The 16,799-nt window shown below is 59.7% G+C and carries 18 protein-coding genes; 5 read left to right on the forward strand and 13 right to left on the reverse strand.

The window, feature by feature from the left end; translation table 11 throughout:
- Positions 1-194: 194 nt before the first annotated feature.
- The 8 genes from murB to JFU47_RS09820 form a co-directional block, all read right to left on the reverse strand.
- Positions 195-1,214 carry a UDP-N-acetylmuramate dehydrogenase gene (murB, locus tag JFU47_RS09785; protein WP_201182691.1) on the reverse strand — a complete coding sequence of 340 codons (1,020 nt, stop codon included), beginning with the start codon at positions 1,212-1,214 and terminating at the stop codon, positions 195-197.
- A complete protein-coding gene (locus JFU47_RS09790; protein WP_201182692.1) occupies positions 1,211-1,675 on the reverse strand; it encodes a low molecular weight protein-tyrosine-phosphatase in 465 nt (154 codons plus the stop codon). The genes murB and JFU47_RS09790 overlap by 4 nt, the downstream gene beginning before the upstream one ends.
- Entirely contained in the window at positions 1,675-2,439 is a 765-nt protein-coding gene (kdsB, locus tag JFU47_RS09795) for a 3-deoxy-manno-octulosonate cytidylyltransferase (protein ID WP_201182693.1), read from the reverse strand. The genes JFU47_RS09790 and kdsB overlap by 1 nt, the downstream gene beginning before the upstream one ends.
- Positions 2,436-2,621: a Trm112 family protein gene (locus tag JFU47_RS09800; protein WP_007945752.1), complete on the reverse strand. Its 186-nt coding sequence runs from the start codon at positions 2,619-2,621 to the stop codon at positions 2,436-2,438. The genes kdsB and JFU47_RS09800 overlap by 4 nt, the downstream gene beginning before the upstream one ends.
- A 23-nt stretch (positions 2,622-2,644) precedes the next feature.
- Positions 2,645-3,655, reverse strand: coding sequence for a tetraacyldisaccharide 4'-kinase (gene lpxK, locus JFU47_RS09805; RefSeq protein WP_201182694.1), 1,011 nt, complete (start codon positions 3,653-3,655; stop codon positions 2,645-2,647).
- Positions 3,655-4,086 carry an ExbD/TolR family protein gene (locus tag JFU47_RS09810; protein WP_140676281.1) on the reverse strand — a complete coding sequence of 144 codons (432 nt, stop codon included), beginning with the start codon at positions 4,084-4,086 and terminating at the stop codon, positions 3,655-3,657. Before JFU47_RS09810 ends, lpxK begins: the two co-directional genes overlap by 1 nt.
- A complete protein-coding gene (locus tag JFU47_RS09815) occupies positions 4,083-4,718 on the reverse strand; it encodes a MotA/TolQ/ExbB proton channel family protein (RefSeq protein WP_201182695.1) in 636 nt (211 codons plus the stop codon). The genes JFU47_RS09810 and JFU47_RS09815 overlap by 4 nt, the downstream gene beginning before the upstream one ends.
- A gap of 98 nt (positions 4,719-4,816) precedes the next feature.
- Entirely contained in the window at positions 4,817-7,039 is a 2,223-nt protein-coding gene (locus tag JFU47_RS09820; protein ID WP_201182696.1) for a DNA internalization-related competence protein ComEC/Rec2, read from the reverse strand.
- Positions 7,040-7,174: 135 nt separating this feature from the next.
- Between JFU47_RS09820 and JFU47_RS09825 the strand changes: the two genes are divergently transcribed.
- Positions 7,175-7,696, forward strand: coding sequence for a DUF2062 domain-containing protein (locus JFU47_RS09825; RefSeq protein WP_140676290.1), 522 nt, complete (start codon positions 7,175-7,177; stop codon positions 7,694-7,696).
- A gap of 45 nt (positions 7,697-7,741) precedes the next feature.
- Here the strand turns inward: JFU47_RS09825 and JFU47_RS09830 are convergent, their stop codons facing one another.
- The 4 genes from JFU47_RS09830 to JFU47_RS09845 form a co-directional block, all read right to left on the reverse strand.
- On the reverse strand, positions 7,742-8,521 hold the full coding sequence (locus tag JFU47_RS09830; protein WP_140676293.1) for an ABC transporter permease: 780 nt from the start codon (positions 8,519-8,521) through the stop codon (positions 7,742-7,744).
- On the reverse strand, positions 8,518-9,450 hold the full coding sequence (locus JFU47_RS09835; RefSeq protein WP_123364779.1) for an ABC transporter ATP-binding protein: 933 nt from the start codon (positions 9,448-9,450) through the stop codon (positions 8,518-8,520). The genes JFU47_RS09830 and JFU47_RS09835 overlap by 4 nt, the downstream gene beginning before the upstream one ends.
- A gap of 133 nt (positions 9,451-9,583) precedes the next feature.
- The gene (locus tag JFU47_RS09840) at positions 9,584-10,207 is read right to left on the reverse strand and encodes a glutathione S-transferase family protein (protein WP_201182697.1); all 624 of its coding nucleotides are present in this window, start codon (positions 10,205-10,207) and stop codon (positions 9,584-9,586) included.
- 43 nt (positions 10,208-10,250) lie between these two features.
- The gene (locus JFU47_RS09845) at positions 10,251-10,910 is read right to left on the reverse strand and encodes a transglutaminase-like domain-containing protein (protein WP_201182700.1); all 660 of its coding nucleotides are present in this window, start codon (positions 10,908-10,910) and stop codon (positions 10,251-10,253) included.
- Positions 10,911-11,159: 249 nt separating this feature from the next.
- On the opposite strand from JFU47_RS09845, the gene JFU47_RS09850 reads away from it, so the two are divergent.
- Together JFU47_RS09850 and JFU47_RS09855 are read left to right on the forward strand one after the other, a co-directional pair.
- Positions 11,160-13,607: an acyl-CoA dehydrogenase gene (locus JFU47_RS09850; protein WP_201182702.1), complete on the forward strand. Its 2,448-nt coding sequence runs from the start codon at positions 11,160-11,162 to the stop codon at positions 13,605-13,607.
- An 86-nt stretch (positions 13,608-13,693) separates the two neighbouring features.
- Complete coding sequence (locus JFU47_RS09855; protein WP_008152400.1) at positions 13,694-14,101, forward strand: PA2817 family protein; 408 nt, start codon at positions 13,694-13,696, stop codon at positions 14,099-14,101.
- A 118-nt stretch (positions 14,102-14,219) separates the two neighbouring features.
- Here JFU47_RS09855 and JFU47_RS09860 read toward each other — a convergent pair whose 3' ends face one another.
- Positions 14,220-15,218 (reverse strand): LysR family transcriptional regulator, encoded by a 999-nt coding sequence (locus JFU47_RS09860; RefSeq protein ID WP_150657074.1) that lies wholly within the window; start codon positions 15,216-15,218, stop codon positions 14,220-14,222.
- A 91-nt stretch (positions 15,219-15,309) separates the two neighbouring features.
- Here JFU47_RS09860 and JFU47_RS09865 point away from each other — a divergent pair, with 91 nt between their 5' ends.
- Positions 15,310-15,936 carry an alanyl-tRNA editing protein gene (locus tag JFU47_RS09865; protein ID WP_201182704.1) on the forward strand — a complete coding sequence of 209 codons (627 nt, stop codon included), beginning with the start codon at positions 15,310-15,312 and terminating at the stop codon, positions 15,934-15,936.
- A 92-nt stretch (positions 15,937-16,028) separates the two neighbouring features.
- Positions 16,029-16,799, forward strand: a complete 771-nt coding sequence (locus JFU47_RS09870; RefSeq protein WP_201182706.1) for a 2OG-Fe(II) oxygenase — start codon at positions 16,029-16,031, stop codon at positions 16,797-16,799.

A 16,799-nucleotide genomic window follows, 5' to 3' on the forward strand; every position in this document is an offset into this window, starting at 1 on the left:
GGGGTTGGCGGTTGGCATCACGCAGATCGGCTCAGGCTAATGAGGCTCTCTTATGCGGACGGTAGCGTCTGCATCGGGCCTTGGTGGAGCAAACGTTTGCATCGTTAGGTGGCTAAGTTAACCCAGCATTAACAAAAAAGCCCTGCACAATTAAACGTGTGCAGGGCTTTGAGATCAGTCTTGAAAGCGTAGCCTCAATACCGATTGGGCTCCATTTCCAAGTCGACATGAAAACGTTCTGAAATGTCTTTCTGAATGCGTTGCGCCAGGTTGAGCAATTGCAGACCTGTCGCGTTGCCGTAGTTGACCAGCACCAACGCCTGCAATTTATGCACGCCGGCATCGGCGTCACGGAAACCTTTCCAGCCGGCCCGCTCGATCAGCCAGCCCGCCGCCAGTTTCATCTGCCCGTCGGGTTGCGCGTACGCCACCAGATCCGGGTATTCACCTTTGAGTTGCGCGACAAGCGCCGCTGGCACCAAAGGATTCTTGAAGAAGCTGCCGGCATTGCCGAGTACTGCCGGGTCCGGAAGCTTTTCGTTGCGGATGCTGCAAATCGCCTGGCTGACATCGGTGGCGGTCGGATGATCGATGCCTTGCTCGGTCAGGCGCTGGCGCACCGGGCCGTACTCCAGATGCAGGTGTGCGGCGCGGTCCAGGATGAAACGAACCCGCAGGATCAACCAACGCCCCGGTTCCTGTTTGAACAGGCTGTCGCGGTAGGCGAAGTTGCATTCTTCCAGGGTGAAGTCCCGCAAGTCGCCGGTCTGGCGATCCAGCGCGGTCAGGCCGGCGAACACGTCCTTGATCTCCACACCATAGGCGCCGATGTTCTGCATCGGTGCCGCACCGACGGTGCCGGGAATCAGGCTGAGGTTCTCCAGCCCCGACAAACCCTGCGCCAAGGTGTGCTGCACGAACGGATGCCAAGGCTCGCCGGCCTCGGCTTCGATCACGACCTTGCTGCCGTCATCGCTCAGGATGCGAATCCCGCGGGTGGCCATGCGCAGCACCAGCGACTGGATATCGGCCGTCAGCAGCAAGTTGCTGCCACCGCCAATCACCAACAGCGGCACGTCATGTTCCAGCGCATAAGCCAGGGCTTCACGCACGTCGGCATCGCTGTGGGCTTCGGCAAACAGCCGGGCCTGAACGTCGACACCAAAGCTGTTGAACGGCTTGAGCGAAACCTGGGCATGCACCTGCAAACTCATAACCGTCCCTTCAATTCGATCACCAGCAAATCACTGGCGCGCTCGATCAGGTCCAGCACCTGCTCAAAGCCTTGGTCGCCGTCGTAATACGGATCCGGCACTTCATCGATTTCCGACTGGTAGCGACGCAGGAACAGATCCAGCTCGGCTTTGCCCTTGGCCGGTTGCAAGGCCTTGAGGTTGCGCAGGTTGCTGTGGTCCATCGCCAGAATCAGGTCGTAGGTGGCGAAATCGGCGCGGGACACTTGCTGGGCGCGCTGAGCGGACAGGTCATAACCGCGCAGCCTGGCCGCCGCCTGACTGCGCTTGTCCGGGGCCTTGCCGACGTGCCAGTCACCGGTACCCGCGGAGGCGACTTCGATTTGATCGGCCAGCCCCGCTTCGCGCAGTTTGTGTCGCAGCACGCCTTCGGCCGTGGGTGACCGGCAGATGTTGCCCAGGCAGACAAACAAAACCCGCATCAGGCCTCCAGCAGGCGACGAACGCGCTCAAGGTCTTCGACGGTATCGACGCCGGTCGGCGGTGCGATCAGCGCGTCCGCGACGTGAATCCGCACGCCGTGCCACAGGGCACGCAGCTGTTCGAGGGATTCGGTATTTTCCAGCCAGCACGGGCCCCAGCTGACGAAGTCATGCAGGAAACCGGCGCGGTAGGCATAGATGCCGATGTGGCGGCGATAGGGTACGCCTTCCGGCAATTGCTCGCGGCTTTTGGCGAACGCGTCGCGGGCCCACGGCAACGTGGCACGACTGAAGGTCAGCGCCAGACCATTAAGGTCGCTGACAACCTTGACCACGTTGGGATTGAACAGGGTTTCCACGTCTTCGATCGGCTCGGCCAGCGTGGCCATGCGCGCTTCGGTGTGGGCGGCCAGGTTGGCGGCAACCTGATCGATCACACTCGGCGGGATCAGCGGCTCGTCACCCTGAACGTTGACCACAATGGCGTCGGGCGCCAGGCCCAGTTTCGCGGCGACTTCGGCCAAGCGGTCGGTGCCGGAATTGTGATCTTCGCGGGTCAGCACCACTTCAGCGCCAAACCCGTTGCAGGCCTCGACGATGCGCGCATCGTCAGTGGCAACCACCACGCGCTGGGCAGTGCTTTTGCTCGCCTGTTCCCAGACGTGCTGGATCATCGGCTTGCCGGCGATCAGCAGCAGCGGTTTGCCCGGCAAGCGGGTGGAGGCGTAACGCGATGGAATGACAACGGTAAAGGCTGTGGTCATTTATCCAGACGCTCGTCGGTGGTCAGGGTGCGGGCTTCGGTTTCGAGCATCACCGGGATGCCGTCGCGAATCGGGTAAGCGAGACCTGCGCCCTTGCTGATCAGCTCGGTTTTGTCGGCGCTGAGCTTGAGCGGGCCTTTGCAGACCGGGCAAGCAAGGATATCGAGCAATTTGGTGTCCATGAGCATTCCCTGGATAAATGGATTTAAGGCAAAAGACGAGCCGGCAACAGGCGCATCAACTGCGTATCGAACCAGGCCACGAAGGCCGGTGATGGCGCAGCATCGACCGCCAGGTACCACCAATCGGCGGCGGCGAAGGCACGGCACTTCACCGCGTCCTTTTCGGTCATCACCAACGGCAATGACGGTGTGAAATTCAAGACCTGCACGCTGTATTCGGCGTGGTCGGCAAACGCATGCGGGACTGGCTGCCAGTGTAGCGTTTCGAGGGTTGTGAAGAAACGCTGCGGATTGCCGATCCCGGCCACGGCATGCAGCGCCTGGCCAGCGGGAAAGTGGTCGAGGGGACGCCGCTCTCCGCTGTGCAGATTGACCAGTTCAGTGGGTTGAAGCTGGAAGGCAAAACCGCCGTCGCGATCGGCATCGGCACCGTTGTACAGCACCGCGTCGACGCTTTGCAGGCGCTCGGCCGGCTCACGCAACGGCCCTGCGGGCAGGCAGCGCTGGTTGCCCAAACCTCGGGCGGCATCGATCAGCACCAGTTCAAGGTCCCGGGCCAGACGGTAATGCTGCATGCCGTCGTCGGACAGGATCAGGTCCAGCGGCTCACTCGCCAGCAGCGCTTTGACGGCACGGCTGCGGTCGGGGTCGATCATCAACGGAACGCCGGTGCGCTGGACGATCAACAGCGGTTCGTCGCCTGCGGTATCGGCGCTTTGATCCGCCTCAACCCGCCACGGCAATTGCGGCGGCTTGGCGCCATAACCCCGACTGACCACGCCGACCCGCAAACCGCTGCGCTGGCAGTGCTGGATCATCCACAGAATCAGCGGCGTCTTGCCGGTGCCGCCGACGGTGATATTACCCACTACGATCAACGGCACCGGCGGTTGATAGATCTCGCCCTCTCCCGCCAGAAAACGCTTGCGCTTGTTATTGACCACGCGCCGATACAACCACTCCAGCGGCTGCAACAGCTTCAGGGCCGGATGACCTTGGTACCACGCGGCGAGCAAGCGATCGGACATGGCCATCAGGGCGCGGGCGGCGCCGCCTCGACAGTGGTCATGCGCAGGTGGCTGAAACCGAGTTTACCGGCGGCGTCCATGGCGGTAATGACGGACTGATGCTGAGTCTTGCCGTCGGCGCTGATGGACAGCGGCAGGTTGGTGTCGCCACTGGATTCTTTCTGCAACGCATCCATCAGCGTCGCCAGGTCGTTCTTGGGCAATACCTGATTATTCACCGAGAATGCGCCTTCAGCATTGATGGCAACGTCCAGGTGTTTGACCTGCTGGTCTTCGGCAGGCGAGCCGCTGACCGCTTCCGGCAGATCAACGCGCAACTGGGTTTCACGGGTAAAGGTGGTGGTGACCACGAAAAACAGCAGCAGGATAAACACCACGTCAATCAGCGACGCGAGGTTGATGTCTACCGTTTCCCGCGGTTTGCGGCGGAATTTCACGCTTTGCCCCCATTCAGGTCGACATCACGGTCACCCTGTACCACCTCGACCAGTTTGATCGCTTCCTGCTCCATGCCCACGACCAACTCATCGACCCGGCGTTGCAGGAACCGGTGGAAGAATACTGCCGGGATACCGACCATCAGGCCCGCAGCTGTGGTGATCAAGGCCTTGGAAATACCGCCGGCCAGCACCGCAGCATTGGTGCCCATGCCCGTGCCCATGAACGCGCTGAAAATGTCGATCATGCCCAGCACCGTACCCAACAGACCCAGCAACGGGGCCATGGCGGCGATGGTGCCCAACGCGTTGATGTAGCGTTCGAGCTCGTGGATGACCCGCGCGGCAGCCTCTTCGATGCACTCTTTCATGATCTCGCGACCATGCTTGGAGTTCGCCAGGCCAGCCGCCAGGATTTCGCCCAACGGCGAGTTGGCGCGCAGTTCCTTGAGTTTTTCTTTATTGAGTTGTTTGTCCTTGATCCAGACCCAGACTTGCCCGAGCAAATGCTCCGGGGTCACACGGCTGGCTCGCAGGGTCCAGAGACGCTCGGCGACAATCGCCATTGCCGCGATGGAACTCAAAATGATCGGCAGCATCATCCAGCCGCCGGATTTGACTAATTCCCACACAGTGTCAGTCCCCTCGAAAAAGTGCGCCACTCTAACATAGGGGGTCGGCGCACCGAAAACCGCGATGTCGCATCCGGTCGGGCGTTAATCACACGGAGTCATTGCGCAGAGCGCCAGAAACGCTGTTCTTGACGCATCGTCCATGGTGGCTTGAAGCGTCCCAGTTGCAGACGGATGGCACCCTGTTCGGCGCTGTCATGGATCGATATGCCGCGCTTTCGATAGCGCGCCATGATCGTGGGATGGGGATGACCGAATGAATTTCCCTGACCGCGGGAAATCAACACTGCTTTGGGTTGCAGCCCGGTAAGCAACGCCATGGAAGATGAACTGCGACTGCCATGGTGCGGCGCCTGCAACCAATCGGTGGTGACGGCCAGTGGACTGTCGAGCAGTGCCCGCTCGGCGGCGGCGTCTATATCACCGGTCAATAACAGACGCTCACCGTTGGCTTCTATCTGCAGAACGCAGGATTTTTGATTGCTGTCGCTGGCCGAAGACCATTGCCAGAGCTGGAACCTCACATCATCCCAGCCCCATTGCTTGCCGCTCTCGCAGCCTTCTGCCTGCAACTCGACCGGCAGCGCCAGGGGATCGCCACTGACCACCCGTTTCACCGGCAAGCCATTGGCAACGGCCCGGGCGCCGCCCGCATGATCGGCGTCAGCATGGCTGATCAGCATCAAATCGAGCCCCTCCACCCCCAGTTTGCGTAAGGTCGGCAGCACCACCCGCTCGCCCAGGTCGAAATCGCCGAAACGTGGCCCGGTGTCATACAACAGTACGTGATGACGGGTGCGCACCAGGATTGCCAAACCCTGGCCGACATCCAGCTGCCAGACTTCGGCGATGCCTTCAGGCAAGACCTGCCTGGGTGGAAAAACCAGCAACAGCAGCATCGGCCAACCCAACGAGCGAAACGGCACACCTCGAGGCATCAATAGTAGAAAGGCACCGAGTGTGCCAAGTGCCCATATCCATAACGGGATGGCCACCGGTACCCACGCGGGCAAGTACCCGGCCATCAGCGTCAGGCCCTTGAACAAGAGGTCGATCAAACCTCCTGCCAACCACAACAACCCTTCGCCCACATAAGGAAGGGGTAAAAACAACGTACCCAGCAATGCCGGAGGCAGCACGACCAGACTGATCCACGGCACCGCGAGCAAATTGGCCACCGGCCCGCTGAGACTGATCGGCAACCCGAGCACCAGCAGCAACGGGCACAGACCAATCGCGATCAGCCATTGGGCGCGGGTCCACGTTTGCCACCAACGCCATGGGCCCAGCCGACCACCGAAGGTGAAGATCAACACCGCTACCGCCGCGAACGACAGCCAGAAACCCGGTTGCAGACTCGCCAGCGGATCCAGCAGCAAAACACCGTCGAGCGCCAGCAACAGCGGCCACCAGGCGCCGAGGTGACGAAATCGCAGGCGCCACAACAGCACCAGACCGATCATCACGCAGGCCCGCCGCACAGGCACCTCGAAACCGGCCAGCAGCCCATAACCGAGAGCGGCCGCGAACGCGAGTCCACAGGCCCACGGCAGCCAAGGCAAACGTTTCGGCCACAGGCCATAGCGGGCCAGCCCGGCGATCAACAGATACACCAGCCCTGCCAACAACCCGATGTGTTGTCCGGAAATCACCAACAAATGCACGGTGCCGGTGTCTTGCAGCACCTGCCAGTCTTCGCGACTCAGTCCGGCGCCATCCCCCAGCACCAACGCCGTCAGCGCTCCCGCTCGCCCCTGGGCATCCACGGACTGCAAGCGCTGACGGATGCCGTCGCGCCAGGCCCATTGGGCTTCCTTGAGCCGCTCGCCAGCCTTGACCGTCCCGGTAGCGCCGATGCGTTGCGCCAACAGCCAGGCGTCGTAATCGAAGGCATGGGGATTGAGCAGCCCCGCAGGACGCTTCAACTTGACCGCCAGTCGCCAATGTTCGCCGCTGTTGACCGGCGGCCCGTCATACCAGGCCAGGCGCAGCAGTTGCGGCACCTTGCTGCGTCGCGACCGGGCGTCCGCCAACTCGAAACGCACGACGGCCTCATTGTTCTGGGGCAATCCCGTCACCCGACCTTCAACCCAACGGGTTTCGCCATCGAGGCTCATCGGCAGCCGATCATCCAGCGCCCACTGTGCATTCGCGCCTGCCCAACTGAAACCGAACAGCAAAAAAGCCAGTGGATAGCTGCGAAACGGCAGCAACATCAAACCGATGACCGGCAGCACTATCCATAACCAGACCGGCGGTAATACCGGTAAAAAACGCAGGATCAAAAGACCCAACGCCAGCGCCATCATCCCTGTGCGCATACGCCCGTCCTTGAGAGTCCCCACCTAGGCATAGCCGGCAAACCGCACAGGCATCGTTATTAATTGTCACAAAGTCTGAATGGGCGGCTCATAGAATCCAGACATACTTGCCGCCTTAACCGACCGAGAAGCCTTATGCCCCGGCGCTTATTCAAACGTTACATGCCAGACCCGACCAGCATCAGGGAACACAAGTCCTTACGCTTTCTCGGCACCCTGCTGCATGACCCGAACCTCTGGCACCTCAACCGCCATTCCGTCGCACGGGCCATGGCGGTGGGTCTGTTCGCGGCGTTCCTGCCGATTCCGTTGCAGATGCTGGTCGCCGCCATTCTCGCCATCATGGTGCGCGGAAACATGCCGATTGCGGTCAGCCTGGTCTGGCTGACCAATCCGATCACCATGCCGGCGGTGTTCTTCTGCACTTACCAGACCGGTGCCTGGCTGATGGACGTTCCCACCCGTCATTTGCCGGACGAGCTGACCTGGGAATGGATCAGCGGCGAACTCTCGACTCTTTGGCAGCCGTTTTTGCTCGGTTCGGTGGTGACGGGACTGGTGCTCGGCGCGCTCGCCTATTGCCTGACCATGATGTACTGGCGCTGGTGGGTGGGGCGGCAGTGGCGGCGGCGCCAGAAACGACGGGGGCAAGAATAAAAAAACGGCACCCTGAGGTGCCGTTTCTGATTGAGCAGTGCGCGATTACGTGCGCATCCCGCGACCACTGACCAGCAACCGCGCACAACCGATGTACAACACCACGGTCGCCACCAGCATGAAGGTGATGGCCACGCTGATCCTGATGTCCGAAACGCCAAGAATGCCGTAACGGAAGGCGTTGACCATGTGCAGCACCGGGTTGGCCAGGGACACGGTCTGCCAGAACGGTGGCAGCAAGGAGATCGAGTAGAACACCCCGCCCAGGTAGGTCAGCGGTGTCAGCACGAACGTCGGGATGATCGAGATGTCATCGAAGTTGCGCGCAAACACGGCGTTGATGAAGCCCAGCAGCGAGAAGATCGTCGCCGTCAGCACCACCACCAGAATGGTCACGCCCAGGTGATGCACCTGCAAATGGGTGAAGAACAGCGACAGCAGGGTCACGATGATCCCGACCATCAAGCCGCGCAGCACGCCGCCCAGGGTGTAGCCGATCAGAATCGTATGCGGCGACACGGGCGACACCATCAATTCTTCGATGGAACGCTGGAACTTGCTGCCGAAGAAACTCGAGACCACGTTGCCGTAGGAGTTGGTGATCACCGACATCATGATCAGCCCCGGCACGATGTACTCCATGTAAGTGAAACCACCCATGTCACCGATCTGCCGGCCGATCAGATTGCCGAAGATCACGAAGTACAGAACCATGGTGATGGCCGGCGGCAGCAGCGTCTGCGGCCAGATCCGGGTAAAGCGTTTGACCTCTCGGTAAACGATGGTGTTGAGGGCAACGAGGTTGGGTTGCAGCTCCGAACTCATACCGCCACCTTCGACAGATTTTTCTCCACCAGGGACACGAACAACTCCTCGAGGCGATTGGTTTTGTTACGCAGGCTCAACACTTCGATGTTCTGCTGCGCCAATTGGGTGAACAGCGCGGTGATGCCCATGGCCTTGTCGACCTGAACTTCAATCGTGTGGCTGTCGAGCAACTTGGTCGGGTAACCGAGCAACTGCGGCGCGACGTTCACCGTGTTTTTGAGGTCGAGCAGGAACGTTTCCACATGCAGTTGGCTGAGCAACTGTTTCATGCTGGTGTTCTCGACGATGGTGCCGTGGTCGATGATGCCGATGTTGCGGCACAACTGCTCAGCCTCTTCCAGATAGTGGGTGGTGAGGATGATAGTGATGCCTTTCTTGTTCAGCTCTGTGAGGAACGTCCACATCGAGCGGCGCAGTTCGATGTCTACACCCGCCGTCGGTTCGTCGAGGATCAACAGGCGCGGTTCGTGAACCAGCGCACGGGCGATCATCAGGCGACGCTTCATGCCACCGGACAGTGAACGCGACGGCACATCGCGCTTGTCCCACAGGCCGAGTTGGGTCAGGTACTGCTCGGCGCGTTCCTTGGCGATTTTCGGCGGGATGCCGTAGTAACCGGCCTGGGTCACGACGATGTCGAAGGTTTTTTCGAACTGGTTGAAGTTGAATTCCTGGGGCACCACGCCGATGCAGCGCTTGAGTGCTGCAGGATTCTTGTCCAGGTCGTGACCGAAGATATTCACCGTTCCGCTGGTCTTGTTCACCAGGGTCGAGAGAATGCCGATGGTCGTGGATTTGCCAGCGCCGTTAGGGCCGAGCAAGGCGAAAAAGTCACCTTCGGCGACGTCCAGATCGATACCACTCAAGGCCTGGAAACCGTTGCCGTAGGTTTTGGTTAGCTGCCGGATGGACAGAGCGGAACTCATATCGGATTTACGCACCAAGAAGGGAAGAAAGGGACAAATAAGGGCGGGCGGCGACTAATACAACCACGGCGCACGAGCGCAATGGTGCTTGTCGCCGCCACACAAGTACAGTCAAGTGTGTCGATAGTGAGTATTAAGTCAACGCGGTCATAACCGCTTTCTGATACGCCGGACGCTGTTTCAAGCGTGCATACCAGGCTTGCAGATGAGGCTGCGGTGCGCGCTCGATCGGCATCTCGAACCAGGCATAAATGAAACTGCCCAGAGGAATGTCGCCCATGCCGATCTCATCGCCGGACAGGTAGGGTTGGGTCGCCAGCGCCTGATCGGCCATGGACAGCAGGCCATCGCACTCCTTGATCGCGGCGTTGATTGCGGGCCAGTCTTGTTGACTTTCCGGCGTACGTAACACGCCCCAGAACACCGTGCGGAACGGCCCGGCAAAACTTGAAGTGGTCCAGTCCATCCACTTGTCGGCAGAAGCCCGGGACTGCAGATCCTCTGGATACCAGGCCGTGCCGTTGGCGTGGCGAGCCATCAGGTAACGCACGATGGCATTGGATTCCCACAGCACGAAACCCTCGTCTTCAATCACCGGCACGCGACCATTGGGGTTCATCGCGCGGTACTCCGGCGTATCGACTACTCCAAAGGCGCCGCCCGCATCAATGGCTTCATAAGCCAGGCCCAGCTCCTCGGCGGCCCACAACGGTTTTCTGACATTCGACGAGTTTTTCCGACCCCAGATCTTCAGCATGACCGCCTCTTTATGGATGAATGCGCAGGCAGCATACGCCGGATCAGGCGCGACTCAAATCGCTCTGCATGTCACCCAGCAGCGCAGGCAGTGTGTCGCTGAACAGATGCGGATAGCACTTCTCCAGGTGCTCGAAAAAGAACGTTTCAGGCACGTCGGTGAACTGGCCGTGGTCGATCAGGTATTCCATCAGTTGCTCGCCGTCGAGATTGAACGGATGGAAAACGCTGTCGTTGATTCCGTCGAATTCCAGTGGTGCGACATTGAACAGTTCGCACAAGCCTTGGTTGAACGCTGGCGTGGCTTTGACCCAGCGGCCGTTCAGGTGAAGCTCCGTGTAACCGTGCATGGCGAACACGTCGCTCTTGAGCAACTCGAGCAACCGCGGCGTCGACAAATGATTGCGCACATCCGCCAGACCGATCCGCGCGGGAATCCCGCAATGCCGGGCTGCACCTGCCAGCAGCGTGGCTTTGGGCACGCAATAACTCTCCCCCGCTACCAGCGCATAACTGCCGCGCAAGGTATCCGGGTCGCGACTGAAGGTGTAAGGGTTGTAACGCACGGCTTCGCGCACGGCGTAATAGAGATTGATCGCCTGCTCTAGAGGATCGCGACGGCTGCCGCGATGTTTTTCGGCGAACTCCACCACCGACGGGTGGTCACTATCGATGAAGCGGCCGGGACTCAGATACTCGTGCATGAGAACAATCTCCTGGGGAAGCCACGAGTCTAGCGACACGTTCAGCACAGAGATAACGACGTTTCGGCCAAACATGGACGCTTTGCCGCCCGCCCAACGAACGATTTCCCCGGCCTGTTGCCCACCGGGCCTACAAAACTCATCCATGGTTTCCCACGAATTCAATCACATCGCTCTGACCACCCTGTTTTGCGGATGCCGTCTAAGCTCTGAAAGTTGGTTTTGCCCTGGTTTCACGGAGGATTAAATATGCTGCTGTTGTGGATACTGGTTCTGGTTGTCGGGATTGCTTATTTAGCCCACCGTCGTGTCGCCCCGCTGCCCGCCCTGTGCGTCGTTGCCGTTTACGTGGTGGCGATGGGCGCTTTCAGCCGCGCGCCAGGCTGGTTGCTGCTGGTTTTCTGGGTGTTGATCGCGGCTGTTGCAGCGCCCTTGTTGCTGCCAGACCTGCGCCGTAAATATTTCAGCGCGCCGCTGTTCAGTTGGTTCCAGAAAACCCTGCCGCCGATGTCGCAAACCGAACGCGATGCGATCGATGCCGGCACGGTGTGGTGGGACGGTGAACTGTTCAGCGGTCGCCCGGACTGGAACAAACTGCTGTCCTATCCAAAAGTACAGTTGAGCGAAGAGGAACAGGCCTTTATCGACGGCCCGACCGAAGAACTCTGCGCCATGGTCAGCGACTGGCAGATCGGTCAAACCATGGACCTGCCTCCCGAAGCCTGGGCCTACATCAAGGAAAACGGCTTCTTCGCCCTGATCATTCCCAAGGAGTTTGGCGGCAAAGGTTTCTCCGCCTATGCCCATTCCCAAGTGGCGATGAAACTGGCGACCCGCAGCGGCGACCTTGCCTCTACCGTGATGGTCCCCAACTCCCTGGGCCCGGCTGAACTGCTGTTGCATTACGGCACCGACGAGCAACGCAACCACTACCTGCCACGACTGGCACGCGGCGATGACATCCCGTGCTTCGCACTGACTGGCCCCCTGGCCGGCTCTGATGCCGGCTCCATGCCCGACACCGGGGTGATCTGCAAAGGTGAATGGGAAGGCAAGGAAACCTTGGGCCTGCGCCTGAACTGGGAAAAGCGTTACATCACACTTGGCCCTGTCGCCACCCTGCTCGGCCTTGCGTTCAAGGCCTACGACCCGGATCACCTGCTGGGTGAAGAGGAAGACCTGGGGATCAGTCTGGCGTTGATCCCGACCGATACCGCCGGTGTCGAAATCGGCCGCCGTCACTTGCCGTTGGGCGCTTCATTCATGAACGGCCCGAACTCTGGCAAAGATGTCTTCGTACCGTTGGAGTTCCTCATCGGCGGCCAGGAAATGATCGGCAAAGGCTGGATGATGCTGATGAACTGCCTGTCAGTCGGACGTTCGATTTCGTTGCCAGCGGTCGGCACCGGTGCCGCCAAGTTCACCAGTCTGGTGACCGGTCAGTACGCTCAGGTCCGTGAGCAATTCAATGTTCCACTGTCGGCCTTCGAAGGTATTCAGGAAGCGATGGCGCGTATCGGCGGCAACGCCTGGATGATGGACGCGGCGCGGATGCTCACGGCCAATGCAGTGGATTTGGGCGAGAAGCCATCGGTGCTGTCGGCGATTCTCAAGTACCACCTCACTGAACGCGGCCGCGAGTGCATCAGCCACGCCATGGATGTTCATGGCGGCAAGGCAATCATCATGGGGCCGAACAACTACCTCGGTCGCAGCTGGAACGGCGCGCCGATTTTCATCACCGTGGAAGGCGCGAACATTCTCTCGCGCAACCTGATGATTTTCGGTCAGGGCGCGATTCGCTGCCATCCATTTGTACTTAAGGAAATGGCCCTCGCCGGTCGTGAAGACAAGGATCAGGCCCTCACCGAATTTGATGGCCTGCTGCTCAAACACATCGGTTTCGCCGTGAGTAACGCCGCCAGCACGCTGGTGCTGAACCTTGGCTTCGGTCACTTCGAACACGCGCCAGGCGACAAGCTCAGCCAGGGTTACTTCCGCGCCCTCAATCGCCAGGCTGCTGCGTTCGCCATGCTCGCCGACCTGAGCATGATGCTGCTGGGCGGCGAATTGAAACGACGCGAACGTCTGTCGGCACGTCTGGGGGATGTGCTCAGCAACATGTACCTCGCCTCCGCCGCACTCAAGCGTTACCACGACCTCGATTCACCGGAGCACATGGCACCGCTGTTTACCTGGGCCATGGAAGAAAGCCTGGGTCAGTCGGAACGAGCGCTGGATGAACTGCTGACCAACTTCCCGAACAAGGTGTTGGGTTGCCTGTTGCGGGTGATCGTGTTCCCGTTCGGTCGTCGTCACAAAGGGCCATCGGACAAACTCGGCGCAGAAGTGGCGGCGGTGATCGGCCGCGCCAAGGGCGATCCGACTCTGGAAGAGTTGCTCGGCGGTTGCTACCGGCCGCAATCCACTGATGACCCGGTCGGCGCCCTGCAACATGCGTGTAACCTGCTGAGTGCCGCGCAACCGCTGCAGAAAAAGCTGCATGTCGCACTCAAAAGCGGTCAGGTCAAAGCGGTCGCCGGGGAACACATCATCGACACCGCGCTGGAGGCTGGCGTGTTGCAGCCCGTGGAAGCACAGACCCTGCGTGATGCTGAAGCGGCGCGACGCAAGGTGATTGATGTCGATGATTTCGACAAAAAGGAACTGGCGCTGGGCAAAGGAAAGGTCCGCTGATCCCGCTGCCATGTGCCTTCTACCTGTAAAAAAGGGCGCGGGCGCTTTATACTCCCGCGCCCGTTTTGCTCTTGAGGACTTATCTCGTGTCCAATGTCGTTGCCGATCATCTTGTCTTGCTCGACCACCTGCGCAGCATCCTGGTCGCCGTAGGTGAGGCCGAACAGGTTCCCGAAGAAAGCCATGCCTTGTTCCTGGAGCGCTTCGACGAACTGCGTGCGTTGCTGCCGGTCGACCCGATCGAAAGCCAATACCTGGGCCAGGACATTCTGTGCCAGGTGATCACCCGCTACCCGCAAATCGCCCACCTGGTCCCGCGCGACCTGCTGTGGTACTTCGCCGGTGACTGCCTGCATTACATGCCCGACGATGAAATCGACTTGTACCAGGCGCTGGAAGAACGTCGTTTCGAAGCTGAACAAAACGACGAACCGTTCGACTGGAACCAGGAAAAACAGCTGCTGGCGATGTCGAAAGACGACAGCAAGCACTGATCCTCGGTCAGAAATGCAAAAGGCCCGCATGGTGATTCATGCGGGCCTTTTTTTGGCATTGCCGAAAGATGTAGTGGCTTGGCTGACGCCATCGCGAGCTTGCTCGCGATGAGGCTCGTCAGAGCAACCCATCACTCTCGGGCAACTCATACTGCGCAGCGACTTTTCCCAACGCACTCGGCTTACCCGGTTTGCTCAGCGTCGGCTCCTTCTCCAGGCACTCCACCAGATAGTCGATCAACACCCGTAACTTCGGTGGCAAATAACGGGTTGGTGAATGCAGCAGCCAGGCACCGCCGTGGTATGACGCCAGAAAGGTCCAATCCGGCAACACCTGCACGATCAGCCCCTGCTCCAGCGCATAACGCGCGGTGAAGTACGGCAGGCTGCCAATCCCGATGTGCTGCAACACTGCGCCCAACCGCACACCGGTGTGATTGGCTGCATAACGTCCGCGCACGCCAACGGTGACAGCCTTGGTGCCTTTCTTGAATTTCCAGCGTGCATCGCTCGGGGTTTCGCCCAGGTAGATGCAGCTGTGGTTGAGCAAGTCGTGGGGATGGGTCGGTGTGCCGTGTTCGGCCAGGTATTGCGGCGTTGCACAGAGCAAATGATCAATGGTCAGCAATTGCCGCCCGACCAGTCCAGCTGGTGGCCGATCTGTAATACGAATCGCCAGATCAACGTTGTCGTCGATCAAATCCACCTGGCGGTCCTCAAGCAACAGCTCCACATCCACTTTGGGATAGCGACGCAAAAATTCCGGCATATGCGGATGAATCACAAAACGCCCCACCGCCTTCGGCACACTGACGCGCACCAGTCCTTCCGCTTCATGGGTGAACTGGCCGCTGATTTCCATCACCGACTTGGCTGCGCTGACCATCTCCTGGCAACGCTTGAACACCTCTTCCCCACCGTCGCTCAAGCGCAACTTGCGCGTGGTTCTCTGCAGCAAACGGGTGGCGAGCGCCTTCTCCAGGCGCGAAATGCTGCGACTGACCGCCGAGGGAGAAGAACCCAATTGGCGAGCGGCCTCGGAGAAGCTGCCGGTCTCGACAACCTTGACGAAGATCGCCATTTCACCGAGCAGCGGTAGTGGGAGATTTATGCTCACAGCGCAACAGTCCTTTGATGTTTGAACGGATTATCACGCAATTCCACGCTTCATATAATAAAAAATAGAATTGTTAATAAGGGCATGGAATATGACGCTTCGCCTCTTTTTCCATAGTGATGACCTCAAGGCCAATGTGGAAGTCCTGGATTGCACGCCCCACGAGAACGAATTTGCCGTGGTGCTGCGCGCCACGTTGTTTCATCCCCAAGGCGGTGGACAACCCTTTGACACCGGCTGGATCGGCGAAAGCCGGGTGCTGCGGGTTGTTCAGGATCCGGACCGGATCATTCATTTCGTCGACCATCCGGTAAAACCGGGCATGACTCAGATTCGTGTCGACGAACAACGCCGCCAGTTCAATTCACGCATGCATTCCTTCGGCCACCTGATCGGCCATTTCGTCCAGGCCCTGGGCTGGATGCCAATCAAGGCTCATCACTGGCCGGGTGAAGGACGCGTGCAATTCAAACCGGCAGAGTCGGCAAAAGAGGTTGATGCCGAGATGATTCTGCACGGCATCGAGCAGTGGATCGCCAATGATCTGCCGCGCCTGACGTCGCTGCGTGAAGGCGCCCGGGAAATCGGTTTCGGTGAACTGCCCGCCTACGGCTGCGGCGGCACCCATGTACGCAGCCTGAAGGATTTGGGCACGGTCACGATCACGTCCCTTTCACTGAAGAAGGGAACGCTGTCAGTCCACTACAGCGTGGATTGAGCATTTGGGCGATGCCGTTCCTGTCATCGCCTGACGCCGGGGGAACCTGCGGTCGCGGGTTCTGTTGACTATCTGATAGATGGACCTAAGACATGATGCTTGACGTCGAGCGTCTCGATGAGACGTGCATAAAAAAGCTGGCCAACGAAGAAGTGCTCGCCATCCGCGTCAAAGGCTTGTTGCCCAAGCCGCTGGCGATTCAGATTGGCGACAAGATCCTCGCCCCGGGCTTCGAAGGCTATATCAATGCGCCGAGCATCGGTCGCATCGGCATGGCGTTTTATGAAGCGGAAAACCAGCCGCTGCTGATCGAAGATTATTTCGATCGCGCCACCCGCAACATTGCGGAATTGCGCAACCGGTGTGCGCCCTATTCGTCCCCCGTCGACACCCTGCGCTGCATGCTCGACGAGTCCTGGCCGGCGGGTGCGCACCTGGAAAATCTGTACGGTCGCAAGATGTATGTCGGACTGTCCCGGGTGGTGAAACCCGGGATCTGTTTTCTGGCCCACCACGACATTTTCGCCAAGGACGCCCCGGACAGTTACCAGGCCAAAAGCCTGGAAGCGCAGTTCGCCTGCAATGTTTACCTGAACATGCCCGCCGAAGGCGGTGCACTGCAGATGTGGGACCACGACATCTCCCCGGACCAGTTCGACGAAATGCGTGGCGACAGTTACGGAATCGATCCGGCTCTGCTCGGGACTCCGACCCTGGAGATTCTTCCCGAACCGGGTGATTTCATCATGTTCAATTCGCGCTGCATGCACTCGGTGACACCGGGTGTGGCTGATCCGCGCTTGAGCCTTTCGTTCTTTGTCGGCTATCGCGGCAATGCTTCACCCCTTACTTTCTGGAGTTGA

The sequence above is a fragment of the Pseudomonas sp. TH39(2020) genome (genome assembly GCF_016650715.1).
Classification (GTDB): domain Bacteria; phylum Pseudomonadota; class Gammaproteobacteria; order Pseudomonadales; family Pseudomonadaceae; genus Aquipseudomonas; species Aquipseudomonas mandelii_C.

Excerpts from the sequence above, each read along its gene's own strand:
- murB (WP_201182691.1), bottom strand. The coding sequence starts at position 1,214 with ATGAGTTTGCAGGTGCATGCCCAGGTTTCGCTCAAGCCGTTCAACAGC.
- JFU47_RS09790 (WP_201182692.1), bottom strand. The coding sequence starts at position 1,675 with ATGCGGGTTTTGTTTGTCTGCCTGGGCAACATCTGCCGGTCACCCACG.
- kdsB (WP_201182693.1), bottom strand. The coding sequence starts at position 2,439 with ATGACCACAGCCTTTACCGTTGTCATTCCATCGCGTTACGCCTCCACC.
- JFU47_RS09800 (WP_007945752.1), bottom strand. The coding sequence starts at position 2,621 with ATGGACACCAAATTGCTCGATATCCTTGCTTGCCCGGTCTGCAAAGGC.
- lpxK (WP_201182694.1), bottom strand. The coding sequence starts at position 3,655 with ATGGCCATGTCCGATCGCTTGCTCGCCGCGTGGTACCAAGGTCATCCG.
- JFU47_RS09820 (WP_201182696.1), bottom strand. The coding sequence starts at position 7,039 with ATGCGCACAGGGATGATGGCGCTGGCGTTGGGTCTTTTGATCCTGCGT.
- JFU47_RS09825 (WP_140676290.1), top strand. The coding sequence starts at position 7,175 with ATGCCCCGGCGCTTATTCAAACGTTACATGCCAGACCCGACCAGCATC.
- JFU47_RS09830 (WP_140676293.1), bottom strand. The coding sequence starts at position 8,521 with ATGAGTTCGGAGCTGCAACCCAACCTCGTTGCCCTCAACACCATCGTT.
- JFU47_RS09835 (WP_123364779.1), bottom strand. The coding sequence starts at position 9,450 with ATGAGTTCCGCTCTGTCCATCCGGCAGCTAACCAAAACCTACGGCAAC.
- JFU47_RS09840 (WP_201182697.1), bottom strand. The coding sequence starts at position 10,207 with ATGCTGAAGATCTGGGGTCGGAAAAACTCGTCGAATGTCAGAAAACCG.
- JFU47_RS09845 (WP_201182700.1), bottom strand. The coding sequence starts at position 10,910 with ATGCACGAGTATCTGAGTCCCGGCCGCTTCATCGATAGTGACCACCCG.
- JFU47_RS09850 (WP_201182702.1), top strand. The coding sequence starts at position 11,160 with ATGCTGCTGTTGTGGATACTGGTTCTGGTTGTCGGGATTGCTTATTTA.
- JFU47_RS09865 (WP_201182704.1), top strand. The coding sequence starts at position 15,310 with ATGACGCTTCGCCTCTTTTTCCATAGTGATGACCTCAAGGCCAATGTG.
- JFU47_RS09870 (WP_201182706.1), top strand. The coding sequence starts at position 16,029 with ATGATGCTTGACGTCGAGCGTCTCGATGAGACGTGCATAAAAAAGCTG.